The organism is Undibacterium sp. Ren11W (genome assembly GCF_049340485.1).
Taxonomy (GTDB): Bacteria; Pseudomonadota; Gammaproteobacteria; order Burkholderiales; family Burkholderiaceae_D; genus Undibacterium.
On the sequence record NZ_JBMPPB010000002.1, the window covers coordinates 72,985 to 98,150 of the forward strand.

Annotated in this window: 19 protein-coding genes; 11 read left to right on the top strand and 8 right to left on the bottom strand. The window is 41.2% G+C overall.

What is annotated here, in order from left to right; translation table 11 throughout:
• Positions 1-225 precede the first annotated feature (225 nt).
• From ACO0K8_RS06985 to ACO0K8_RS07035, 11 genes are all read left to right on the top strand, one after another.
• The gene (locus ACO0K8_RS06985) at positions 226-1,407 is read left to right on the top strand and encodes a GNAT family N-acetyltransferase (RefSeq protein WP_422945931.1); all 1,182 of its coding nucleotides are present in this window, start codon (positions 226-228) and stop codon (positions 1,405-1,407) included.
• Between the two features lie 294 nt (positions 1,408-1,701).
• Positions 1,702-2,733: an SGNH/GDSL hydrolase family protein gene (locus ACO0K8_RS06990; RefSeq protein WP_422945932.1), complete on the top strand. Its 1,032-nt coding sequence runs from the start codon at positions 1,702-1,704 to the stop codon at positions 2,731-2,733.
• A 3-nt stretch (positions 2,734-2,736) separates the two neighbouring features.
• Positions 2,737-4,155 carry an MBOAT family O-acyltransferase gene (locus ACO0K8_RS06995; RefSeq protein WP_422945933.1) on the top strand — a complete coding sequence of 473 codons (1,419 nt, stop codon included), beginning with the start codon at positions 2,737-2,739 and terminating at the stop codon, positions 4,153-4,155.
• Between the two features lie 181 nt (positions 4,156-4,336).
• On the top strand, positions 4,337-6,622 hold the full coding sequence (locus tag ACO0K8_RS07000) for a polysaccharide deacetylase family protein (protein ID WP_422945934.1): 2,286 nt from the start codon (positions 4,337-4,339) through the stop codon (positions 6,620-6,622).
• 200 nt (positions 6,623-6,822) lie between these two features.
• Positions 6,823-8,280, top strand: coding sequence for a lipopolysaccharide biosynthesis protein (locus ACO0K8_RS07005; RefSeq protein ID WP_422945935.1), 1,458 nt, complete (start codon positions 6,823-6,825; stop codon positions 8,278-8,280).
• A 26-nt stretch (positions 8,281-8,306) separates the two neighbouring features.
• Positions 8,307-10,031: an asparagine synthase-related protein gene (locus ACO0K8_RS07010; protein ID WP_422945936.1), complete on the top strand. Its 1,725-nt coding sequence runs from the start codon at positions 8,307-8,309 to the stop codon at positions 10,029-10,031.
• A gap of 41 nt (positions 10,032-10,072) precedes the next feature.
• Positions 10,073-11,242, top strand: a complete 1,170-nt coding sequence (locus tag ACO0K8_RS07015) for a carboxylate--amine ligase (protein ID WP_422945937.1) — start codon at positions 10,073-10,075, stop codon at positions 11,240-11,242.
• Entirely contained in the window at positions 11,239-12,429 is a 1,191-nt protein-coding gene (locus ACO0K8_RS07020; RefSeq protein ID WP_422945938.1) for a DegT/DnrJ/EryC1/StrS family aminotransferase, read from the top strand. The genes ACO0K8_RS07015 and ACO0K8_RS07020 overlap by 4 nt, the downstream gene beginning before the upstream one ends.
• Before the next feature lie 221 nt (positions 12,430-12,650).
• Complete coding sequence (locus ACO0K8_RS07025) at positions 12,651-14,162, top strand: hypothetical protein (RefSeq protein WP_422945939.1); 1,512 nt, start codon at positions 12,651-12,653, stop codon at positions 14,160-14,162.
• 125 nt (positions 14,163-14,287) lie between these two features.
• Positions 14,288-15,436: a hypothetical protein gene (locus ACO0K8_RS07030; protein WP_422945940.1), complete on the top strand. Its 1,149-nt coding sequence runs from the start codon at positions 14,288-14,290 to the stop codon at positions 15,434-15,436.
• 163 nt (positions 15,437-15,599) lie between these two features.
• Positions 15,600-16,616 carry a polysaccharide deacetylase family protein gene (locus ACO0K8_RS07035; protein ID WP_422945941.1) on the top strand — a complete coding sequence of 339 codons (1,017 nt, stop codon included), beginning with the start codon at positions 15,600-15,602 and terminating at the stop codon, positions 16,614-16,616.
• On the opposite strand, the gene ACO0K8_RS07040 is transcribed toward ACO0K8_RS07035, so the two are convergent.
• The 8 genes from ACO0K8_RS07040 to ACO0K8_RS07075 form a co-directional block, all read right to left on the bottom strand.
• The gene (locus ACO0K8_RS07040; protein ID WP_422945942.1) at positions 16,587-17,822 is read right to left on the bottom strand and encodes a TIGR03087 family PEP-CTERM/XrtA system glycosyltransferase; all 1,236 of its coding nucleotides are present in this window, start codon (positions 17,820-17,822) and stop codon (positions 16,587-16,589) included. The two genes, ACO0K8_RS07035 and ACO0K8_RS07040, sit on opposite strands and share 30 nt — an antisense overlap.
• Before the next feature lie 3 nt (positions 17,823-17,825).
• A complete protein-coding gene (locus ACO0K8_RS07045) occupies positions 17,826-18,908 on the bottom strand; it encodes a FemAB family XrtA/PEP-CTERM system-associated protein (RefSeq protein WP_422945943.1) in 1,083 nt (360 codons plus the stop codon).
• Entirely contained in the window at positions 18,905-19,741 is an 837-nt protein-coding gene (locus tag ACO0K8_RS07050; protein WP_422945944.1) for an XrtA system polysaccharide deacetylase, read from the bottom strand. Before ACO0K8_RS07050 ends, ACO0K8_RS07045 begins: the two co-directional genes overlap by 4 nt.
• A gap of 46 nt (positions 19,742-19,787) precedes the next feature.
• Positions 19,788-20,036 carry a UDP-N-acetylglucosamine 2-epimerase gene (locus ACO0K8_RS07055; protein ID WP_422945945.1) on the bottom strand — a complete coding sequence of 83 codons (249 nt, stop codon included), beginning with the start codon at positions 20,034-20,036 and terminating at the stop codon, positions 19,788-19,790.
• Entirely contained in the window at positions 20,036-21,043 is a 1,008-nt protein-coding gene (locus ACO0K8_RS07060; RefSeq protein WP_422945946.1) for an XrtA/PEP-CTERM system-associated ATPase, read from the bottom strand. The genes ACO0K8_RS07055 and ACO0K8_RS07060 overlap by 1 nt, the downstream gene beginning before the upstream one ends.
• 15 nt (positions 21,044-21,058) lie before the next feature.
• Positions 21,059-22,600, bottom strand: a complete 1,542-nt coding sequence (locus ACO0K8_RS07065; protein ID WP_422945947.1) for a TIGR03016 family PEP-CTERM system-associated outer membrane protein — start codon at positions 22,598-22,600, stop codon at positions 21,059-21,061.
• Positions 22,581-23,474 (bottom strand): XrtA-associated tyrosine autokinase, encoded by an 894-nt coding sequence (locus ACO0K8_RS07070; protein ID WP_422945948.1) that lies wholly within the window; start codon positions 23,472-23,474, stop codon positions 22,581-22,583. Before ACO0K8_RS07070 ends, ACO0K8_RS07065 begins: the two co-directional genes overlap by 20 nt.
• Before the next feature lie 98 nt (positions 23,475-23,572).
• Positions 23,573-25,096, bottom strand: a complete 1,524-nt coding sequence (locus ACO0K8_RS07075) for an XrtA system polysaccharide chain length determinant (RefSeq protein WP_422945949.1) — start codon at positions 25,094-25,096, stop codon at positions 23,573-23,575.
• Positions 25,097-25,166: the final 70 nt, after the last annotated feature.

Here is a 25,166-nt window from a genome sequence, read left to right on the forward strand (position 1 = left end):
CCAATGTTCGGTTAGTATCGCTTAAACTTTTTCAGAAATGTTGTCATGCTATTCAAAGTAGAAATATTTTTATCGACGAGTTGTAACTAAATGAAACAAAATTAACAAAAAAACTATATACTGCTATGCGAAATCTCGTTCAATTATATTGCAATAATAGAAATTAAGTGCTGTAATTTTTGTCTATGCCGACGCTAGAACGCATGGAAATGTACGAAGAACGAATTGAAAAACGACATTGAAATGATCTCGCCGTTAAAAGATATGCAGAAATACATTGTTGAAAATGCCACTAATATTCCAAATGATGCATCGATTTTATCGGCATGGCGAGAGCTGTTGTCTGCCAGTACAAGCACCGAAAAAGTGTATCAGAGCCCGGAATTTTTCGATTTTTTGACTGACACCAATAGCGGGCACGACCATATTGAAGTTTTAGTCATTAAAAACGCGGATACCAGACACATCATTGGTATCATTCCTATACGTTTTCGTGCCCAGGTCTTCCGTTATTCATTGGGAGCAAGATCACTTGCAGCGCCAACGCTACAGGTAATTACACTTTTGGGCAGCGTTCCATTAATCTCGCCTGATCATGCAGGTTTCGAGGCTTTACTTCAATATCTGTTTAAAAACTATCCGTCATGCGGTGCGGTGTCTATGCCTTCCTTGCCATTAAATAGTGTTTGGCATTCATATATACAGCGTTCAGCAGTGATCGAGAATGAATATTGTAATTACGTTATTGATGAGTGGCGAGAGTGTCATCTAATCCCTCTGGCACCAAGTTTTGATGAATATTTACAACGATTTAATTCTAAAAAGCGTTTCAATTTGAAGCGTCAAGTTCGCCTTTTGCGAGAGTTTAGCGGGACCGATCTGCAACTAGACCGAGTCGAGCATACAGATCAAATTCCAACTTTGATCGCAGCCAGAAAAAGCATGGTACCGGCAGAATGGTTGCCACAGTTGCTTGGTCAAAAGATCTATCAAGGCTTGGCACGACAAGGTTTATTTCTATCATATGTGCTTAGATCAGGAGACCGGGCATATGCGGTAATTGTCGCAACCCGCTCGGAGCGAAAACTACTGATTCACAATATTTACTATCATCCTGACGTGGCACATTTATCCGCAGGTATTTCCATTCTGTACATGGCGATCGAGGATCTGATCACCAATCTTCACATGGAAAATCTTGATTTGGGTTACAGCAATCCTGCAAACAACCACCATGCATCGAACGAAATAGAAATTCGGGGGCATATGCTTTTGCTACGAAAAACTTGGAAAAATCGCTTATTGATCCTTACTCATCAGGCTTATGTAACGCTGTTTAACGAAATAAAGAAAATGTTAGGTAAACAGAAAATTCGTAGACTTCTTGATTGGACTAAGAATAAATAAACCACTGAAAAATTTTACCTTTCCATCTTATTTGTTATTTTAGAAGAGTCTAGATTTATCTTGTGGACATAAATGATACAAAAAGACCAATAGGGCGACGTTAAAACTCCAGAAGATTGATTGTTGAAAGGCACTAGATTAGAATATTTTCTTAAATAAATTGCAAATATTTAAAGATTATTTTTTGCAACCTCCCCTTCATTTTGGAATATAGCAGCAGAGGCTTTTGTACAAATGGCTATAGATTCACGTCTGTCCCGCGTTGCTGGTACTAAAAAAGTTACATGCATCGTCTTGATAGCGATTGCATTAATGGTAATTATTGAGTTTGCGCTTCAAATTCGTGCCCATTTCCGTTCTGGCGAAAGCGTTTTTAATCTTATTTTCGCAGAGAGCGTTTATGTAAAGAATGATGAGACAGGTTTGTTATTGCTGAGACCAAATAAAACAATTATTGGCAGCCAAACCACCTTACGTAGCAATTCCTTAGGCTTACGCAGTCCTGAAATCCCTATTGCTAGAGAAGAACATAGTTGGCGAGTCGCCGTGGTCGGCGCTTCTACTGTGATGGGTGCCTATGCGGCAGACAATGATAAAACCTTTCCCGCGCAGTTGGAACAGCGTCTGCGCAAACAATTTCCGTTAAGAAAAATTGATGTCGTCAATGCCGGCATAGCGGGAATGGGCCTTGATGAGCAGCGGCGAATGCTGGAAACACGCGTCGCCACATTAAAACCGGATCTAGTGGTTGTCTACCCTGGTTTTAATGATTTTGCCGTGTATTGTCAGGACCGTGGGACCGGAACTAAACAATTTCAACGTCAGGGTTTGCCGATAATTTCACTACCTGATTGGTTGCAGACGGTAGATATGATCAAGAAAAACACTGTTTTTCTACGCACGGCAAACATCAAACAAGCGAGCCTACGTAACCCTGCCAACATTAGTTTGCAAGCATATCAAAATAAGCTTGAGGCTTTTATTCAAAGGGCCGCAGAACTAAAGATAAAACTGGTTCTAGCGACTAATGCTCGTGCCTACCGCCCTGAGCAATCTTTATCGGATCAGGCCAAACTCTCAGAAACGGCACGTTATTACAATCATTGTTTTGATATAGCGGGTCTGCATCAACTTTATGACAGGCATAACACAGCGATACGGCAGGCAGTATATGCGCATCAGATACAGCTAATTGATTTGGATACATTGGTACCAGGAGGGTCTCGTTATTTTGCAGATTCTAGTCATTTTTCGTTTGAGGGCGAGGTCTTGGTGGCTGACACATTGTATGACTTCATCATCAAGAACAAGTTGTTAGTCGAGTAATCCATGTCATTCTTATCTTTTCATTTTTTACTTTTTCTCGCAATTACTTTTGTGTTCATATACAAAAGTGGCGAGCGGATAAATTTGCGTAATAACCTGCTGCTTTTTTCTAGTTATTATTTTTACATGTGCTGGGATTGGCGTTTCGCCTGTCTATTGTTATTAAATACTTTGATTAATTTTTTTGTTGCGGAACGAATTGCAACCAGCACAGATATTCGATATCGAAAGAAGTTGGTATTCATAGCTGTTGTTTCGGGTTTGGGCGTATTGGCATATTTTAAATACGCAAATTTCTTCTTGGAAACTTTTTCGATGTTGTTGAGTGGATTTGGTTTGCAGATCAATGCTCCAGTGCTGCAGCTCATTTTACCGATAGGAATTTCCTTCTATACGTTTCAAAGTCTGTCATACACCCTCGATGTTTATCGCGGGCGACAGCTTCATTGCAATTCCCTACGTGATTTTTCTTTATTTGTTGCTTTTTTCCCTACGGTTTTATCTGGCCCAATTACTCGTGCTCATCAATTGCTGCCTCAAATACAAAGTGTATCTAAGCTTAATCCGGAGAAAATTGAAACTGGCCTATTTTTGCTAATGCGCGGATTTATAAAAAAAATTGCTTTTGCTGATGTATTAGCCATACATCTTGTCAATCCCGCATTTACTGATCCTAGTGCTTATTCAAGCTGGTTTTTGTTGCTCGCGATCTATGCGTACAGCTTTCAAATTTACATGGATTTATCTGGCTACACTGATATCGCTAGGGGGGCTGCGAATCTACTCGGCTTTGAATTACCTATCAATTTCAATCGACCTTATCTAGCAGATAGTGTTTCCAATTTTTGGCAGCGTTGGCATATTTCTATGTCTGGATTTTTTCGGGATTATCTCTACTTCAGTGTTGGCGGTTCTAAATTCGGCAATGCTTATCTGAATTTATTTATTACATTTGTAGCAATTGGTATGTGGCATGGTGCTGGCTGGAACTTCATTTTTTATGGATTGATACATGGTAGTGTGATTTGTGTGGAGCGTTTTGCTCGAAATCGGCGTGTGCGCCTAGGGATGCCACCGCTTAGTGAATCAGGGTGGTTGTGGTTCTTAAGAGTGATCATCGTGTTTCAGATTGTGGCTTTTTCTCGAATACTTTTCCGAGCACCGGATTTAGCTGCGGCGATTACATTCGCATCGGCCATTATCACTTCTACGGCTAAGGCGGCACCGTTGAGCGCGATTGGTATTTGTGCTTTTGTATTAGCAGTGGTTTGTCATTTCATACCGACTCGTTTTAGCCTTGCACTGTATGATTTTATACGAAGCAAAAACTGTTGGCAGCTCGCCGTTTGCCTAGTTTTCCTGGTGTATGTATTGATCGCGATGACTAGCGGAAAAGCCCCGTTTGTGTACTTCCAATTTTGATCGGATTTGGAATGGCTCCTTGTGTACACAAATACAAGCGCTTTGATTTATGTTAATATTTATATATTTATATGTATTCATACGTTCTTGAAAAAATTGAGTAAATTTAATAAAAATCGTAGTGTTACGATATTTCAACCACCCTTAGTCTCCGCATCAGAAAAAGGGGGGATTTATCACAATGAATGTGCAAAAACACCCCTTTAATTTCACTTCAAACTTGATTCGTATTGTCGGTGACTGCATTAGTCTACTTGGTAAGGAAAGCAGGGTTTGCGTTATCAACTACCATCGGATCCTCTCGTCTAAGGATTCCTTGTTGGAGTCTGAACCGGATCTCGCGACATTCACTTGGCATATGGAAGTTTTGGCCTCGCGATTTAATGTTTTATCCTTATACGATGCAATTATTGCCATTCAAGAGGATAGAGTTCCGCCTAGAGCAGTTTGTATTTCTTTTGATGACGGTTATCGGTCTACGCATGATCTTGCACTACCGGTACTCACACGCTTAAGTTTACCCGCCACGGTATTTGTTACGACTGGTTTTTTGTCCGGCGGCAATATGTGGAATGACCGTATCGTGGAAGCGATTCGGTTGCTTCCTAACGGCCCGCTTGATCTCGAAAAAGTCGGGATGGGAATGTGGGACTTGGCGGAACAAAAAGAACGAATAAAAATTGTTAATTTTATTAATGACAGCTGCAAGTATTTAACTAGTGAAGGGCGGCTACGAGTTATTTTGGAATTGGAAAGATTAAGCCAGCCAATACAAACGAGCAATCTAATGCTAACGCGAGAAATGGTCGCGAACTTAGCGCAGCAGGGAATAGAAATTGGTGGGCATACGATTACCCATCCAATTTTGACCACGCTAGATGACGAGGCTGCAAGATATGAAATAAATGAAAACAAGCGGGTACTGGAACAAATTATTCAAAAACCTGTGCGCCTTTTTGCTTACCCAAATGGAAAAGTGGGAATGGATTTTGACCAAAGGCATCGTCGTATGGTGCAAGACGCGGGTTATTTTGCGTCGTTTACAACGGGATTTGGAACGCTGAATAAGGAAAGCAATTTGTTCGAGTTGCCCCGTCGTCGCCCGTGGGATACAAATCCGTTGATGTTTAGTTTACGCCTATTGAGCTGGCTAACCACAAATGGTCACGTGGAGAAAATTCAAGAAAAAACTAGCGCGATTGACAATAAACAAGTACAGGAATTGAAGCAAACTTTGTTAATCGCTTACCATTTTCCACCGCAAGCTGGAAGCAGTGGCATACAAAGAACCTTGAGTTTCAGTAAAAATCTTCGTGAACAAAATTGGCAAGCAACGGTTTTGACTGTAAATCCAATTGCCTATGAATCGAAAAATATTTCTCAATTGTCTCAATTGCCAGAAAATCTTAAAGTGAGGCGCGCTTGGGCCTTAGATGTAAAGCGTCATTTTGGCATATTTGGACGTTACCCTGAATTATTGGCGTTACCCGATCGTTGGTCGTCATGGTGGGTTTGTGCAATACCTTTGGGATTGTGGATCATCTACAAGAATCAAGTGCGGGTGATTTGGACAACATATCCAATCGCAACTGCACACTTGATAGGACTTACGCTCAAATTTCTTACCGGAAAGGCTTGGGTTGCCGATTTCCGTGATCCTATGACCCAAGACAACTATCCACAAGGGAAATGGCAGAGGAAGGCTTTTCTTTGGATTGAGAGGCGGACCATAGAACGTTGTGATATAGCCGTCTTTACGACACAAAGTGCACGTGAAATATATAGACAGCGATTTCCTCAGGTTTCACAGAAAAAGTTTGAAGTGATCGAAAATGGCTATGACGAAGATGGGTTTGATCCACTCCAATTTAAAAATGCGAGTTTGTTAGACGAAGAAAAAAGCAAAATAAGCTTGCTACATAGCGGTGAATTGTATTCTGAAGGACGAGATCCAACGGCATTCTTCAAAGCGATTGCCACGTTAAAATTGTCCGGGCACCTGAGTGCCGATACGCTCCGTATCGTGCTACGAGCGCCAGGTGACGAGCAATATTTTATAGCTTTGGTGTTGCAATATGGCGTTGACGATATGGTATTTATAGAACCACATATTGCATATCAAGACGCCTTGCGTGAAATGCTAAGTGTCGATGGCCTATTGGTATTTCAGGGGACTCCCTTTAATACCCAGATCCCAGCAAAAATTTATGAATATTTTCGCGCACGCAAACCTATTTTTGGCTTACTCGATACTTGCGGTGAAACTGCTAGAGCACTAACGGCAGCAGGTTTTCATAATGTAGTTAATATGGCTTCTGAGACTGATATTCAAGTTGGTTTAGAGCGATTTTTGTCCCAAATTAAATTGAAAGAGGCATATACGGCATCAGACGAACTAGTCGCGTCGTCCTCTCGAAAATATAGAGCGCAGCAACTGGCACGTATTTTTACAAAAATTGCTTATTAGTTAATTAAAAATATTTTCGGCCGCGGCTTTTTAAGCGAGATTAAAACATTTAACTTTGCACAAAGTATGGGGTGTTTGTCACAATCAGAGTCATTGATCATGTGTGAATGTATAGTTAGCGGCTCAAAGGTTTACACTAAGTTTAAAAAATTCTAAATATGAATTTCCTGGCATCTCGTCTTAGCAATTAGGTTGAAGGTATGAGCGAAAAAATTAAAAAAGAGATGCTCTCCGGTATGAAATGGGTGGCGACTGGGCGCCTGTTTACGCAACTCATTACGTGGGGTATGACTTTTTTTGTTTTGCGTTTACTTGCTCCGTCTGATTATGGTTTGGTTGCATTAAGTACAGCGTTTACGGCTTTGTTTGGATTGATTGCTGAGTTTGGATTTGCTGCTGCTATTGTTCAGGCAAAAGATATTAAAAAAGAACAACTTTCCAGTCTGTTTGGTTACTCACTTGCATTGAATACGTTAGTTACCTTGTTGTTAGTAATTAGTGCTCCTCTAGTCGCTATGTTGTATGCAGACAGCCGACTCACAGTAATAATTCAAGTGGCAGCATGTCAATTTATTATTAGCGCTTTTGGTACCATACCAGACGCCCGCTTGCGTCGAGAAATGCGTTTTCGTGAAATGGCAAAGATAGATTTTGCTACCGGAGCTATTACAGGTGTGTTGACTCTGGTTTTTGCTTATAAAGGCTTGGGATATTGGTCGCTGATATTGAGTCCTCTTTTTGGTAGTGTTTTTCGTACACTTTTTTTGCATTATCAGTTACGTGATTGGGTGTGGCCGTCGCTTTCAATGGCGCCGGTACGTGAGTTAGTAAAATTTGGTGGGCTAACCATGGCTGGCCGTATAGCTGGCCATTTTTTGTCGCAAATGGATATATTGATAGCTGGAGCTTTTTTAGGGCGCGATGCCTTGGGAATTTATTCTGTTGCGATGCAATTAGCGTCCATGCCGCTTTCCAAGGCAATGGGCGTGATTAATCAAGTCGCATTTCCTGCCATGTCACGCATGAATCATAATGGTAGCTTGACTGGTGAGCGCTTATTACATGGTGGTAAATTAATATCTTACTTACTGTTTCCTGTGATGTGGGGTTTGGCTGCAGTGGCTCCGTTTGTGGTTGCCATAATGTTGGGCGAAAAATGGAAAGATGCTGCTCTGCCTCTGCAAATAGTCTGTTTAGCCCTGCCATTACGTTCAATTTGTACTTTACTCACTACGGCCGTGTCTGCATTTGGGCGGGCTGATATCGAGTTGAAAAATACTTTGACTGCATTTTTGATTTTCCCAGTATGTTTATTTATTGGCGTTCATTATGGAGTCCTTGGTTTGTCTCTCTCCTGGTTTTTTGGGACGCCTGTATACACCTACTTAACAGTGCGTTCCTCTAAAGACGTTTTGGGTTTTAATTACAGAGAAATTTTTGTCGCTTTACTTGGACCATTTGTGACATCGTCGGTTATGTTCGTAACGGTACTAATGCTTACTTCTATATTTAAGTTAAGTTATGTTTCTATTCCAAGTATGTTGGCTCTTATTTTACTTGGCGTAATAAGCAATGCATGTGCGTTGTTTATTATTGATAGAAAAACCTTTTCTTTATGTACTCGCTTTATTTCGCAAAAATATTCGTTTAAATCCTAATGTTTTTTTAAACTAAAGATAAATCTATGCTTTTTCTTGGTGTATATGACCCCTCTTCTTCTCAGTTTGAACCATCTGAAATCGAGGAACTAAAGCACGCTATTTCCCGACAGTCGGACGATAAGAGACATCTTGTATTAGCAGAAAATTTTGCGCTGATAACGATTGATTTTGGCCCTACAGGGGGGGCTTTGGTTATTGAAAACGATCTGGGTCATGTTGGTATGGTTGTCGGTCGTCCGTATCTCAACATGGATAATGCTGGCACCGATGCAAATATTCTGATCAAAGCTTTAAAAAATCGAGATGTAGAAGCCCTTACGCTTGTTAGGGGGAGTTTCTGCGGCATCTGTTTCGATAAACGTTCAAAATCACTCATGCTCTGCACTGACAAAGTTGGTGTTTTTCCTATTTATATCGCTAAAGTTGGAAACAGGATTTATTTCTCAAATGCACTGAGAATGCTCAGATCAATTACAAAAATTCCAAAGAAAATTGTACCTGAGCATATGTTTTCTCAATTGGCGTTTGGTTATTGTCTCGCTCGCGATACTATTTTTGCTGGTATTGATCGTATGTATGGAGGGGAGCTCATTGAGATCGCTGCGTCTACGATGCATATCAATTCGTATTGGCGATGGGATGATATTAAGCCAAGTCATTATTCAGAAAATGAATTACAGGAACGTATTTACCAAGCTTTTATTGATGCAGTCAAAATTCGAGTCGAACCGACGCCAGCTGAATTAAGTTTTTTGTCTGGGGGACTGGATTCTCGTTGTATAGTCGCAGCCCTTCGCAACATCGATCGCCCGGTGTGGACGTTAAATTTTGCACCAGATGGATCTCAGGATCATCTCTTTGGCCGTCTTGCCGCGACTGCACTTGGCTCGCACCATTATGAGCTTGGTCTTGGGAGGGATAGTTTTTCAAAACGGCAAAGAAAAATTTTGGATAGTTGGGCGAGTGCTCATCCAGAATTGGTCAAGCGAGGCGTTAAGGCGCATCGAGTCTGGTCCGGTGACGGTGGCAGTGTTGGAATGGGTCATGTATATTTAGATCATGCATTTATTCAGTTATTGCGTGAAAAAAAAATACAGGCCGCTTCTGAATATTTAATGAAACATCGAAAGCTAGGTATTCCATTGGGGATGCTACGCTCAGATGTGAAACACGAGGCGGAAAGCCGTCCGCTTGAAAAAATGACACGTGAAATGCAAAGTTTCACGCCTGAAGATGACGGGAAATCGGGGTTATTGTTTTTTTTAATGAATGATCAACGACATCATTTAAGCAATTATTTCGAAGATTTGGATTTATATCAATTTGAAGTGGTGCTTCCCTTCTTTGACAGCGTTTTATTGGAGTTAATCGTTGCTGCTCCGATAGATGATTTTTTGCTGCATACTTTTTATAACAAATGGTTGGCAAAATTCGGCCCCGCTATATCTACGGTTCCATGGCAAGCTTATCCTAATCACGTGCCATGTCCCATTTATTCTGAAGAGTATGGAAAACTGAGATACCAATGGAATGAAGATTGGTTTGATAAAGCAGAAAATGATAGGAAACTACAAGAAAAACTAGGTGAGTGGCGAAGGATGCTGGCTAGAAATGGCTTTCCTAAGCAAATACTTGCAAAAAATAAATTGTGGCTTGCTTATTGGTTGACGCGTCTGAAAATTCGAGATTACACCTATATTTTAGATGCCGCGAAAGAAATCATTTTTTTCAATGATGACACCCATTAATGTAAATCGTGAACACGACACTATTATAAATAGAGGTTCAATTGCCTAAGCAAACCAATAAATTTAACACTACCGCGATCGTCATCGGTGGCGGTATTAACGCTTTGGGGATTGTTCGCAGTCTGGGATCGGTCGGCGTACCAATATTGGTGTTGGACACAGATTTGTATTCTCCAGCAATGCGTTCGAGGTATGGTCACAAATTGCAAGTGCCGGCGTTGGAAGGTCAAGAGCTTATCGGTAGTCTTATACGACTATCACAGGAAGTGGATGGTCCATGTATGCTTTTTTTAACAGAAGAAAAGACCATAAATACCGTTTCCGAGCAAAGGGATAGACTTCCGAAAAATCACTTTATTCGTTTGCCTGTGCATACCCGCTTGATGCAGTTGATGCATAAACAGGGCTTTCAAGCACTTGCAGAGGATTCTGGCGCGTTGATTCCGAGAACCGTTAGATTGGAAGGACTAGATGATCTGAGCAAATTGGATGCACTTACTTTTCCCTGTGTTTTAAAGCCTAGCAAGAAAAGTTATGTATACGGAGAGCGATTTAAGAAGGCCTATAAACTCAATTCTGTTGCTGAGACAACTAAAATGTATCGAGAAATCGAACCCGTGCTAGCTGATATGGTGGTGCAGGAATGGATAGAGGGCAGCGATGCGGAGATATATTTTTGTTTGCAATACATAGGTGAAAAGGGAGAGGTAATAAGTTCATTCGCTGGACGCAAGATACGGTCTTGGCCTCCGCGTATAGGTGGCACTGCCAGTTGTACTGCCGCTAGAGAATATGAAGCCGAGTTAACAAAAACGACAAGTGACTTCTTTAAAAAGGTAGGTTTTACCGGTATGGGAAGCATGGAGTACAAACGTGATGCACGTGATGGTCGATTCTATATGGTTGAGCCAACTGTTGCCAGAACGGATTTCCAGCAGGAAGTTGCAACTGTTAATGGGAATAATTTACCATTCTCTGCATATTCGTATGAGTGTAGTTTACCCGCTCCGCTTGTTAAAAAAATAGAGCCGCCTAGAATTTGGCGTGATGCCTTGAGCGATCGTTGGTCATTTGAGGAGGGGGGCAAGGTCGCCGATTCGCGATCACTACCATATAAATCAATTGATTCTTATTGGCGTTGGAATGACCCCTTGCCTTGGTTTGATTTTATGCTGGCCCGCCTGCATAACCGTTTAAGGCAGAAGGTGTGAAGCATTATCGTCTGTCGTTTGCTGAGTGGTCAAAAACTGAATACTTAGTGATATTGCGTTGCATTCTCTCGGGGAAAATAAATCAGGGAAAGCATTTATCTGCCTTAAGCAGGCAACTGATTGAATATTACTCACCTTCGCAAATATATCTGAGTAACTACGGACATCACGCAATTGAGGTCGCGCTAAAAATTTTTCATGGCGTACGTCCAGAACGCAATCAAGTCATTATTCCGGCGTACATTTGTCCAAGTGTTGTGCAAGCAATTCACGCATGCGGACTGATAGCTGTAAGTGTAGATGTGGAAGATGATTTTAATTTGGATCCAATGGCGATGCATGCTGCTTTTAGCCCTTGGACCTTGGCCGTAATTGCTCCGCATATGTATGGATGTCCCGCAAAAATTGAACAAATCGAACAGATCTGTAAAGACGCCGAAATTTTTCTAATTGATGACGCAGCACAGGTGATGGGGGTAAGCACTAACAATGGTCGTTTGTTGGGGACTTTTGGCGATGTCGGCATCCTAAGCTTTGCACAATCAAAGACGATAGTCACTGGAATTAGAGGCTCTGGCGGCGCGCTGATCATCAATAACATACGACACAGTGATGCCGCGAAATTGATGATGGAGACTTTGCCTCCATCATCAAACCGAATAAATGCATTGATTGATTTTTTTTGGAATTATCTTTGGAGCGCTTTCACGGGTAATTCTTATTATTACTTATGCCGTTTGCTTTGGGGAGTTGGACGGCGTAGTGATGAAAATAATCAGCACTCAATGATCAGTAATTTGGAAGCTGGTATTGCCTTGGTTCAACTTGCGAAGTTGGCTGAAATCAAAATTGAAAAAATTCGCGTTGCGGAACTTTATTATGGAAATTTAAAGAATTCCAAAATGATCGAATTTCCGCAATATCAAGAAGGTCGATATTTAGCGCGGATCATGCTTAAATTACCAGAAATGGTCGATCTTAAAACGGTTAAAGAAAAGTTAAAAATAAAAGGAGTAGGGAGTCGTCTAGGCTACAAAAGTTTTCATTCAGAAAATACAAAAAATTCCGAGAATTTATCTTTACGTTTGATAGGAGTGCCGTGTGGATCGAATATGACTTCGGAGGAAATTGAGGCGGTTTGCAAAATATTACAAATCACATTAAATGAAATAGGACTCCATAGCTAGCGCTCAATTTAATAGAGTTTGGGTAAATTAGTTTCATCAACCTCATGTATTTATTCTGTGCCTCTTTAACTTGTTTACTTACTCGGTTTTATACAAATTTCGTTTCAATTTCCATGTTCGTTTAGAAAACTACCGGACGTAGCGGCACCAATCTGCGATTGATATATTTATATAGACAGAATCATTCAAGTGCGAAAAAGCATAGATAGGAATGCTAAACAATGAATTTTGTGTTTAATGAAATACTCGCATTGCCTATGCTTGCCTGGTGTTTGCGTATTGAGGAAGGAGCTACAAAGGTCGATGTTATGCATGGGTCTGGAATAGATCGCCATTCTGATTTTTTTTACGAAGGTTGCTGGAGTGGAAATTTAACCGCAATAGCTATGCTGGATTCGCCTGTATGTATTGCGAGTGGTGGGTCTATTCAAGGTGAGCAGTTGTTCATCGCATGCCCTAGTAATACTGTGGCACGTGTGTATATTATCAAATTGAACAACATACTTTGGGCCTCAAACTCGATGGCCTTTGTTGTTGCATCATCTGAACAGTCACTAAAAACAAATTACCTTTTTTATCGAGATGACATCTCCTCAATAATCAATGGGCTCGACAAAGCGACAAAAAGTTTACCGCTCGAAGGCGATTCTCGAATAGAAATGTATTGTCATTGTAATATTTTAATTAAAAAAAATCTTGAAATTCGAAAACTGGAAAAATCAGCTTGCCCTAAATTTGCTACATTTTCCGAATATAGAAATTTTTTGGCCAATTGCTTAAATGCGCTTTTTACAAACGCTAATTTACCTGATCGCTTACAACAATTTAAACCGTTAGTGTCAATTTCCAGAGGATATGACTCTGTCACTTGTTCTGTCTTAGCAAAAGAAGCGGGATGTGAAGATGCAATTACGTTGTTTAATCCAGATTCTGAAGAGCCCTATAACGACAATGGTGCCGTAATAGCTGAAACCCTTGGTTTGAAAGTCAAAGAATTTTCTCGTGTCGCATATAAAACAATTAATAAGGAAAGTGAATTTTTGTCATTAGGTACCGGTGGAGAAGATGCATTTTTTGCTCCATTTGAAAATCTGCTTCAAGGAAAAGTCTTTATCTCTGGCTTTCATGGCGATAAAGTATGGGATAAAAATTGCGAACATATTTCAGATCAAATCATCCGTGGAGATCCTAGCGGTGGTGATCTGGAAGAATTCAGATTGCGGGTTGGTTTTATTCATATGCCCATGCCTTTTTTTGGTTGTCGGGCACATAGTGATATTGTAGCCATATCAAATTCGCCTGAGATGAATGCTTGGTCTATAGGTGGTGATTATGATAGACCAATTTGTCGCCGTATCGCGGAGGAGGCAGGAATAGAGCGTACAAGTTTTGGCCAGAAAAAGAGGGTAATGAGTCGATCTTTTATTAGCGAAAAACTGGACTGGTATTTTGGATCTGAGTCTCTGCAAGAATTCTTAGAATTTACGTCACAGCATTCATTAAATCCAAAATTTTCGGATCAAATTTTGCGTAAAATATGGCAGTTTTCGAATCATATTGCACTGGTTAGCGGATATTTTTCCTATCGGTTAAAAAGTTTAATAGAGCTAATAATTCAGCCCTTACATCGATATGCTCTTCCTTTTGACATTCGAAGACAGCTATTTTATTGGGCATTCCAAAAATTATTGCCACGCTATACGCATGCTTTAAAAGATCAAAAAAATAAATAGATGGTTAAAAATTACATCACTAAATGTAAAATGTAAAACTAATTAATTTATTAATAATTTTTATTTCTTCTCGATAGAAGCAAAAGTGCTCTGGCATCTATTCGTGAACAACATGGGATGTGTTTATGCAATATTTGATACAAGCTACAAAAGAGAAATTTACAACTCCCCGGCAATCCGTTCATCCAATTGAAGATCATTTACAGGCAGCAGCTGATTGGCTTTTATATGCGCAATCTGCAACTCCTGATGATGGCATCGCTCATAGTTATGATATACGGGAAAAAAAATGGCTGGCATCGTATCCTGAAACTACGGGCTATGCTATTCCTACGCTTTATGACTATGCGAAATATTACAATCTCCCACAATACGCTGAAGCAGCTACACGGATGGCAGTTTGGGAGTCGGAAATTCAATTAGCGGATGGTGGTGTTCGTGCCGGAATGATCGATGCGGAGATTGTGGCGCCTACCATATTCAACACGGGACAAGTACTTTTCGGTTGGGCTAAAGCTTGGCTAGAAACCGGTGACGAGCGTTTTAAAACTTCCTTGATCAAAGGTTCAGATTGGCTAGTTGCCGCGCAGGACAAGGATGGTGCCTGGCGACGTTTTTCGTCGCCATTTACCTCGTCTAAACTGAATAGTTACAATACCCGTTCCGCATTTGGTCTAGTTAGAGCATATCAAGCAATAGGTAAAACTGAATATCTCGACGCAGCAATTGCCAATGTTGATTGGACTTTATCGCGTGCTCAAACTAATGATTGGTTACCAGATAATTGTCTTTCTGAAAATTTTGACCTAACGGCATTGACGCATACTATTGCTTATTCGATACGAGGAATACTTGAAGTTGGTGTTGCTGCAGAACGGAGCGACTTCATTGAAAAAGCGCACAAAATGGCGAAGCATGTTGCTCTCTGTCAGAGAGAAGATGGCGCTTTAAATGCCTATTACTCGCCAGACTGGAAAACCACTGTGGCCTGGAGTTGCATTACCGGAAATTCGCAAATGGCTATCAATTGGTTTCGATTAGCGCAATTGACTGGTGATAAAGAATTGATTCTTCATGCGAAAAAAGCAAATCGATTTAATATGAGCATACAAAATTTGAGTTCAGACGACCTAAGAATCAGAGGTGCGATTAAAGGTTCTCATCCTATCGGTGGCGGTTATATGACCTACAGATATCCAAATTGGGCGACAAAATTTTTTATGGATGGTTTGATGTTAGAGCAACTATTCGAGAAAATAGAGAATGTTGGGTAATTGCGTCAAAGCGTATTTTTGAAATAATTAACCGAAAGTGAAGATTTTTAAGAATGCAATATTAGCAATTTTGTTAAGATTTTTTTTTCTTTGTTTTGCAGTTGATAATTATGTGATTAGGTAATTTCAAAGGATAGTTGTGCTAAAGATAAAAATAGTCATTTTGTCGATTTCTAAATATTTGGGTTTGTTTAGTTTGTCACGAAAATTTACTGCGGATGGCTTGAGAATTTTGTGCTATCACGGTTTTTCTACATCTGATGAGCATCTTTTTCGACCAAAGTTGTTTATGACCAGGGATTTGTTTAAACAGCGCTTGGAGAAAATTGCAAAGATGGGGTTTACCGTACTTAGTCTGGAGAAGGCGGTGAATATGCTGAAATCCGGACAAAAGTTACATGACTCCATAGTATTTACTCTTGATGACGGTTGGCAAGGAGTAGAAAGTATTGCTTGGCCATTATTTAAGGAGCACAATTTCGATTGGACTTTATACTTGACAAGCTACTATGCGGAAAAACAGACTCAGGTCATGAATGTCGCAGTAAGCTATCTGTTGTGGAAAACAGAAAAGACTGAGATTGATCTTTCTTTGATCAATGGTTTTACCAGCGATTCCAATCTTCGTTCGACCAAGAATGACCCTAATAGTTTAGCGGATGAATTGATAGATTTTGCCGAAAGCCTAACAACTGCTGAGGAGGTTCAGAGTTTCGTAGGAAGTTTGGCCTCAATATTAGGGATAGATAGGGGGGCTTTTGAGCAGTCCAATTTATTTTATCTGCTTGATATGCAGACAATAAGGGCTATGTATGAAAGCGGCGTAGATATCCAGCTACATACTCATAGACATAATTTGGGTGGTAATTCTAAATCTGGATTAGAAACGGAATTGAAGGAAAATAGGGATAGCATACAAAAGTTTGTCCCGCATCGCCTCGAGCACTTTTGCTATCCTAGCGGTATCTATAGTAAAGAATACCTTCCATGGTTAGCCGAGTATGGAATTATTTCAGCTACTACATGTAAGCCAGGCTTAAATTACGTAACTACACCATTATTAGAGCTAAATCGTTTCTTGGATGGTGAAAATATATCTGCAATTGAATTCGAAGCGGAGCTCTCAGGATTTTCTGAAATACTACGACGCCTACGAGGTTTTTTGAGCGTAAGCAGTTGAACTAGCATTATCAAGTACAGAATCAAGCACAGATAAGTTGTGAGCCCAGTTATATTTTGTTTCAACAATATGGCGTGCAATGGGAGCATCGCCCGGATGATTTTCTTTTAGTAACTCTGACAAAATTTTAGTAAAACATTCGGAGTTCTTGGCTAGCAATAACCCCTCGCCAGGAATAACGTCTATCCCTTCTAGCGCTTGTTTAGAAGCAACAACTATTTTTTCCATTGCCATCGCTTCGAGTACTTTATTTTGAATTCCGCGAGCGATGCGTAGTGGCGCTACTGCGGCGTGCGCATGCGCGATAAAAGGACGAACATCAGGAACTGTACCAGTCACGCGTATTCCTGGGAGCTTGTCCAATTGCGTAACCTGCTCTGATGGACGGGCTCCGACAATGCAAAATATTGCAGTAGGGTGCTGCAATAGTAAAGAGGGAAACACTTCATTTGCGAACCACTGAACTGCATCAATATTTGGCCAGTAATCCATCGCTCCTGTGAAAACAATTACTTTTTCGCTTGATGAATAGGGATTTTCATAATGAGTTTTCGGGCAGAAATAATCCGTGTCTACCCCATTATTAAAGTAGCTTATTTTTTTTGCACTTTCTGGAGCAAGTTGCTTAAACAAATCGGACTCAGCCTGAGATACAAAATAGGAGGCGTCAAACATATTCGCCAGTTTTTTTTCATAAGTCAGTAAAGTACGCGCTTCTCGTCGGTAAAGGTAGCTCATTGGCCATGATTTTTTTGCCGAATATTGTTCCCATTTGTCAGAATCAATATCGACGAAATCTATAATACGCAGCATGCCAGGTATATTTTCGACAAACTGACCCATCGATGACGAAAAAACCATCACTTTGCTTATTGCGTGTTTTTTAATCGTGGTTTTGACCCAGGTTTGCATGGAGGGGCTACGATAGTAATCTAAGGATAAAGCCTTATTCTTCACTAAAGCAGTGACGCTAGCCAATTTGGCGAAGCTCGGCCGTAGTTTAGAAAAATAAGTTTCCCCACACAATTTTTTTACTGTTTCAATATACTTGATGTCATTTTCATCGTCCACAAATGTGCCGAGATGAACGATATGTGTTTTGCACAAATGCTGCAATAAATGATAGGAGCGAATTTTGTCACCCTTATTCGGAGGGTAGGGAATGCGGTGCACCAGCAGCAATAAGTGTTCTTTGTTTTGCTTCATTGTTTAGCCCAAATTTTTCACTATATGTGGACCGATTAAATTTGCAAACGTGATTGGCATACGTTGCCACAGTTTTATAAATAGCTGATATTTTGGATTGAGAGGGTTATTCTCAGGAATAGCCTTAGATAATTGCAGTCTATATTCATAATGAAGAGGTTCCGGCTCAAATCCCCAATTTTTCTTAAAATCGAATGCGCCTGTCCCTAATTTGCTACGTCCAAAATCAAATACCTTAATGCCACGTGCACAAGCCCTTCGCATTAATTCCCAATACATAAAATCGTTACCAGCAAGTTCGCGAGCTTCGGCAGTGCCCCCTCCATAGTAGGGCAGTACTTCATCTTTGAAATAAAAGCTCATGACACTTGCAATCGTTCGATCATCTTTAACTATGGTCATGATTTCGCAGTCGTCAGCAAAGGTTTCTTTGAGGAGACGGAAAAATTTCTTTGAGAATACTGGAGTACCCAAGCGATGAACGCTGCTCGAATAGGCGTGAAAAAAGCGATTAATATCTTGGTCCAATTCACTGCTTAGTCCAAATTTTATTCCTTTGCGCACCATGGCACGTTGTTTCCTAGGAATCGCGAGCATATTCGCTTCTTCTTCAGTTTCAATTCTCTTTCGGAACGTGACATACAGTTCCTTTGACAGCCAGGTTGGGTTTTGTGCTTGAATATGACGATATTCAAGATGGCCTACGTGCAGTGTTTCGGCAAGCGCAATCGCGGCCTGATTGAGCGCATTTTTTGCATCTTCAGTGGTAGCAACTACGCCACCGTAGACGCAAAAAGGCAGCGAACTTAAGGAGTGCCCAAAAAGAATACTTTTGATCTCTGCCAAAGGCAATATTCCGACAATCTGCCCCTCCGCCACCGCGTAGTAAAACCAAGTTTTATGCCCGAACGCTTGTTCTATTACTGTTTGCCAGCCAGCTCTATGAAAAAAACTTGCCTTTGAACAGTTTTGAACAAAGCCGTCCCAACGATCCATGTCTTTCGGTTGCATCAAATGAATTTCAACAGGGACCCTATTGCATGCAGCGTTTGAGTGATCGGACGGTGCTTCCATATTTGTATTCATTTATTGCTTAAAAAAATTCTATCCATACGATCCCAATGGAAATCCTTGGTCAATGCTCTAAGTCTATTCTCGGTTCGATGGAGATTTACGTAATGGCGAAAACGAGTCTTAAATCCTATGTTTTGTTGCTTAGGCTGATCAGGATCCAATTCCCAAGGATGAAAGTAGAATATGGCAGATTGGCGATCACGTTGATTAACTTGTTTCAATAACCAGCGCGACATCTGGTAAGGAAATAGTCTAAAATATCCACCACCTCCGGCTGGAAAATTTCTCCGCATGACACGCAAGGTTGTAATCGGCAACTCAAGTAAACCATCTTTACCATTTGGATAAAAACCAAATCTTGGTGCATGTGGCATCCCATAATGGTCATGCTTGATCGGGTAAATACTTGAACTATATTTGTAGCCCGCATTCAAGAGGACATCCAGAGCCCAAAGATTATTGCTGCCGATAGAGAAACTAGGCGCGCGATAACCCAACACAACTTGGCCGCTGATCTGCTCCAATAGGGCCTTACTCCGGCTTACATCATCATAGAATTCGGACTCTGTTTGTTCACTTGCTCTCTGGTGTGAGTAGCCGTGACTAGCCAGCTCATGCCCCTCATTAACTATGCGTTTTATCATTTCAGGATATCGCTCAGCAATCCAACCTAGTGTAAAAAAGGTTGCCTTCACTCCTGATTGATCAAGTAAAGAAAGTATTCGAGCCACATTTTCCTCAACCCTACACGGCAATGTAGTCCAATGTTCTCGCGATATATGAGCCGCAAAAGCTGAGACCTGAAAATAATCCTCTACATCAATCGTCATTGCGTTGCGTATCATAGGAGTGCCAACTTTTTTCCTGTTTTTTTCGGAGTGAGGCATTAGTTCAATAGATAGTATTTTTGTGAGTCCCAGAACCTACTTCCAAATTGATGTCTGGATTAGAGATTCCCAGTGCTTGGGAATATTGTTCGTTCATTGCGACATCATAATGTTGTCCTGTATGGACTAAACTCACATTTATCCTCGGCTTAAATTTTTTTAACGCCGCCATTATGGGCGCGATCTTCATGAAATTTGGGCGAGCAGCGACGATGCAAATCATGCTGTGGGGCGCTGTACTAGATTGGTCCATCAACTATCTCTCTCGGATGATTGGTTAGCTTTTGTCGAAGGAAGCATTTTTTTTAGTGCGTCTATCATGGATGCAATAGATCGTTCCATTTTTCCTAATCGGTCGTCCACGCTTTCTAAACTCGCCAGCGACAGTTCTTTTTCGTCGGATAATTTATTTATACTTGGGCTAGGCAAGGAAATTTTAGCCGGCAGTTCAAATTCCTGGCGGATATCTGCAATGACTTGTTTTATCTCAGCTTCGTCAAAAGCATGATATTCCTCCAGGTATCCCATCAAGAATAGACGGTCACATAAAGAGTTAATTTTTCGTGGAATACCACCGGTGTATTCATAAATTTCTGAAAATGCCTTACTACTTAAGCTGGGGTCATTATTCCAACCTACGGTATGTAAGCGATGTTCAATATATGACTGAGTCTCAGTCAGATCGAGAGGGCCAAGATGATAGCTGGCGATGACCCTTTGCAATAATTGCTGCATGTCGCCACTCAATAAAGTCCGCCGAAATTCTGGCTGTCCAAGCAAAAATGTCTGCAGCAAAGAACGGTCCTCGGTTTGAAAGTTGGAGAGCATGCGTAATTCTTCGACTGCACGTGGTGTCAAATTTTGAGCTTCGTCGACTACTAATAATGCGCGCTTACCTTGCCTGTCACACTGCCTTAGAAACTGTTCTAATCTGGTCAAGAGTGCCGCCTTGCTAGCATCTTCATACTCGAGTCCGAATGCGGCCGCAACCAATCTCAAAATATCATCTGAGCCGACATGTGTATTGACGATTTGCGCTGCCAATATTCGGTCGGGTTCTAGCGCACAAAACAGGTTTCGCATTAAGGTCGTTTTTCCGGCCCCAACCTCGCCAGTGATCACTATAAAACCCTCGCCTTGTGAAATGCCATATTCTAAATATGCCATTGCACGTTTATGCCCTTTGCTGCCAAAGAAAAACCGTGGATCTGGCTTTAATTGAAATGGCTTGGCAGTAAAACCATAGTATGACTCATACATCTGTGACCACCTCCGCTAAAAACCTAAAAATAAATATAAGGTGATGGCATTTTCATCGTAGTTCGTTTGCACAAAATTGGAATTTTTTTGCACATGCCTAGCTTCCAGCATGGCATTCAATTTTGGCTGTAATTGTCTGGAAAGAGACAGTCTCAGCGTTTTGAAAGTATCCTTTATTCCAGTAAGCAAGTCCTCGGACTTCGTGTAGCCAAAATTCAGATTTGCATTGGTTCTCGGAGAGAATTGCACATGCCACAAGGCATTCATTCCAGTTTGGTTGACTATGCCTTGTGTTAGAGGAAGCGGGGTCGAATTTGCTGTTTTTGACAGAGGATCACGGCTAGAATCAAAAAAGCTCAATATCGCAGTGTTTTGTACTCCGGTCATGGCAACAGAGGCAAGCAGTGTCTTTTGTAAAAATACCTGATTGGTGAATGTGTTTATCGGTTGCGACAAGGAAGATGGAAGTGCTGAGTCACGGATAAAACTGTCGACAACTTTTTGTCTTTGTATCGGATCTGGTATGCTGGTTTGCCAAAGCTGGTTTAAGAAGCCTGAAGTATTGTTCCCTGCTGGAATAAGGAATTCGGCTCTGGTTGTGGTTACGTCTTCGTTATACCCCAGGCTCCATACACTCAAACGTGCCCGTTGACTGATGGTTAGCGCATTTGTTTTTCCGTAGAAACGATGACCGGTATTGAACATAATATTGGTACGCTCACTGGGCGTCCAGGCAAAGCCTAGAGTTCCAAAATATCCTGATGCCTGAGAACCCTGGTAGAAATAACTATTATTTTCGTATCCATAGGTGCTCGTTAATTTAACTAAAGATGAAATCGCATAGTCGAAGTTGACTGTGGTCATCGTTGTATTCAGCGGAATTTGTTTTTCAAAATCTATTTCTTGACGATTATAGTTCACACCCCATTTGACGGATTTGAATGCCGAGCCGCTATTGATATTAGCGCGAAAACTATCGCCCTTACTGTTTGAATAGAGCTGAGTGTCGCTTGAAACCGAGTCACGTGTATAGCGTAATTCGGCTATAAAGTTATTGTCAAATTTCCTACGAAAATAGGGCGAAACGCTATACGTCCGAACTTCAGTTTGGTTATTTGTTAAGTTAATATTGTTGTTTGTTACTTGCCCGAACGGGCTAAGATTTTGTTGTGTAATGTTGGCATTAGCATCTAAAAAAAAAAGATCGTCCGATAATACCGCGTTGGCGTTTGCAGATAAAAGATGATCAGTCTTGGAGTCGTTATTTGAACCCGAGTAATGAGTGTTTTGAAGATGATATGTGGTTTGAAATTTTAGTCTGTGCCCAGTCGCATTTATTAAAATCCCAGGAATTATTTGTGTAATAAAGGCGTTTTCTTCAGTCCCAGTTTTCGTCAATTTATAGTTGTCAGAAAAGGTCTCAGTGAAATCAAGTGTCGGGACGAACTTCCAGTCTGCAGCTAGGGCATTGGCTGCAGTAATAATAGAAATAATGAAGACTGCAGAACATCTAACGTTTCTAAAAACGCTAAAATTCTTAGCCGTAGTAGCGTCCATAGTAATCCCCGTTTGAGAGTGTCTTCGCTTTGTTATATATGAGATTGACGTTCTGACAGGCTTTTAATTGATGTAATACTTCTTTAACTGCATGCTGTGTGGTTGATTCAGCTTCAACAACTAAGACGATTTGCCCCATTTGACTCGCCAAAACTCTGGCCTCACTAGTCAACAATAATGGTGGCGAGTCAAAAATAATCAGGCGATCAGGATAGCGATCAGCGATTTCGCTCAGAAGCGCAATCATGCTTTGGCTAGCAAGTAACTCGGTTGCTCGATGATGGCTTCGCCCAGCCCTGAGTAACGTCAATTTATCGATATTTGTTTTTAACATGGCGTCCGCAAGATCTAAATTATCGTCGAGCAGCACGTCCATTAAGCCAATTTCAGACGCCTCTGATTCTGCACGTATTTGCAGATATCGAGGAACTGAGGGACGCGCCACATCGGCATCGACCAATAAAACGGTGTGATCCAATTCCATTGCCATGCTAATTGCTAAATTCACAGCGCAAAACGTCTTGCCTTCACCAGGGAGCGAGCTGGCTACCATGATGAGATTTCCATGGTGTATAGGTTTTCCTTTTTGACCAAAAGCCTTTTCTATCAAAGGCCGTTTAATCAGTCGGAACTCTTCAGCGATACTAGTTCTCGCGCCATCTGGAGTGACCATACCTAGCCTATGTAGCTGCTCGATATCAATTTCAACTTTTCTGGTATTGGCTTTGCCAAACTCGTCCACGAGGGCTTTTTTTTCTGCGAAAACTTCGAGTTTTCTTTCGACTGCTGGTGTGGCAATCGGCGCATCGACAGGCTGTGCCGCGTTTGCTTTGTTTGGCTCAAGTCTACCTACTGCTTTTTCGATAATACTCACGCTAACTCCAAAAATATTCGCTCTCTGATCCTTCTTTGATCAGCAAAAGTAAAAACAATCTGCCGCTTACAAAAAATTTCGTTTTTGTAAGTCTCAAATTATGACTTGAAATAAATAAAGCCCATCAGCGCCGCATAAAACGTCAACAGCACAAAAGTGGATAATCCAAACGCATATAAACTCTTCCTTTGTCTTGCCTGTTCTGCGCTAGTCCATTTCATAGAAATGGTGCCCAAAATAGGTAGACCGGTGGCTTCGAGTAAGTCAATATGGCTGAGGAAAGTTGGGCGTATTTTGCTCATTAAAACAGAACCTGCCAGTCCTATTGCCAGGGCCGCAGCAAATACTAAAGAAAACAATCTTAGTCTAGGTGGGCCTGCTGGCGTTAGCGGGACAGACGGTGGATCAATCACCCTAAATGTCATCATTTCTGTGGTTGTATTCAAATCCCCTGACAATTTGGCAGACTCTCTACTCGCAACCAATTTTTCGTAATTTTCTTTATTAATTTGATAGTCACGATTCAATTGCGAAAGTTGCGTTTCAATTTCAGGTGCTGCATTACTTAACACCTGCAGTCTTGCGATCCTTCTCGCATATTCATCAGTGCGTGCGTGCATCGATGCAACCCGCGCTTCCGCGACAGATAAGGATATTTTTAGTTGCTGGAATAAAGGATTGCTCGTGGTTATTTCTGAGCTCGGTTTTCTTACTTTGGCTTCTTCAGCTTTACGTGCCTCTAATTGCGCAATTAGGCGCTTGGTCGACAGAATATCGGGATGCTGATCGGTAAATTGTAAACGCAAAGAATCCAGATTTTTGTTGAGTGCCAGAATCCTGTCATCGATTTCCGGGTTGGGTGCGAGCACAGGGTTGCTTGGTCTTAAAGCACTTTCCGCATTCGAAATTTCTCGTCTGATGGCATCTCTGGCTTGGACTGCTTCCGATAATTCTAGCCTCGCCTGACTAAGACTGTCGGTCATCTCACTTAGTTTAGTACTGGAGTCACTGCCCTGACGAGGCAATATATTCATGTTTTTCAGTTTAAAATCTTTCAAGGCGTTTTCTGCCGCGATCAATTTTTCTTCATAAATTTTTATTTGGCCGTCAATGAATACTACCGCTTTGTTTGAGTCTTGCTTTTTATCACCGAAGCTACCCTCAACAAAAATAGTCAACAAGGCCTGGACTACATCTTTTGCCAGCTTTGGGTTTTCATCGCTAAAGGCCAATGAATAGATATCATTTTGTGCGGTGCCGCCTATCTTGATTTTGGCAATCAGGTCGTCAATCATGCGTTCTCGATCTTTTCCGGTATTCGCACGGATGTCCAGATCGACCATACGCATTACTCGCTCGACGTTCGGGCGGCTGAGCAGGGTTCTGCTCATAATTGAAACTTGTTGCTCCACGTTGGGAACTGAAGTCATCCCGGAAAGTAGAGGTTTTAATATACTTTGTGTATCGACAAATACCCTGGCGGAAGCTTGAAAATTATCGGGTAATTTATAGACAACAATAAAACCTATTGTTGACACTATCCACGCGATCGTTACAGCATACCAGCGATACTTCCATCCGCCCCTCACAAGGGATTGTAACTGTGAAAGCAACTCCTCCATCTTTTCAAATTCTCCGTGTGAGTTAAACTAAATAGTAGTAATTTACCATCATATTCGCTATATTGACATG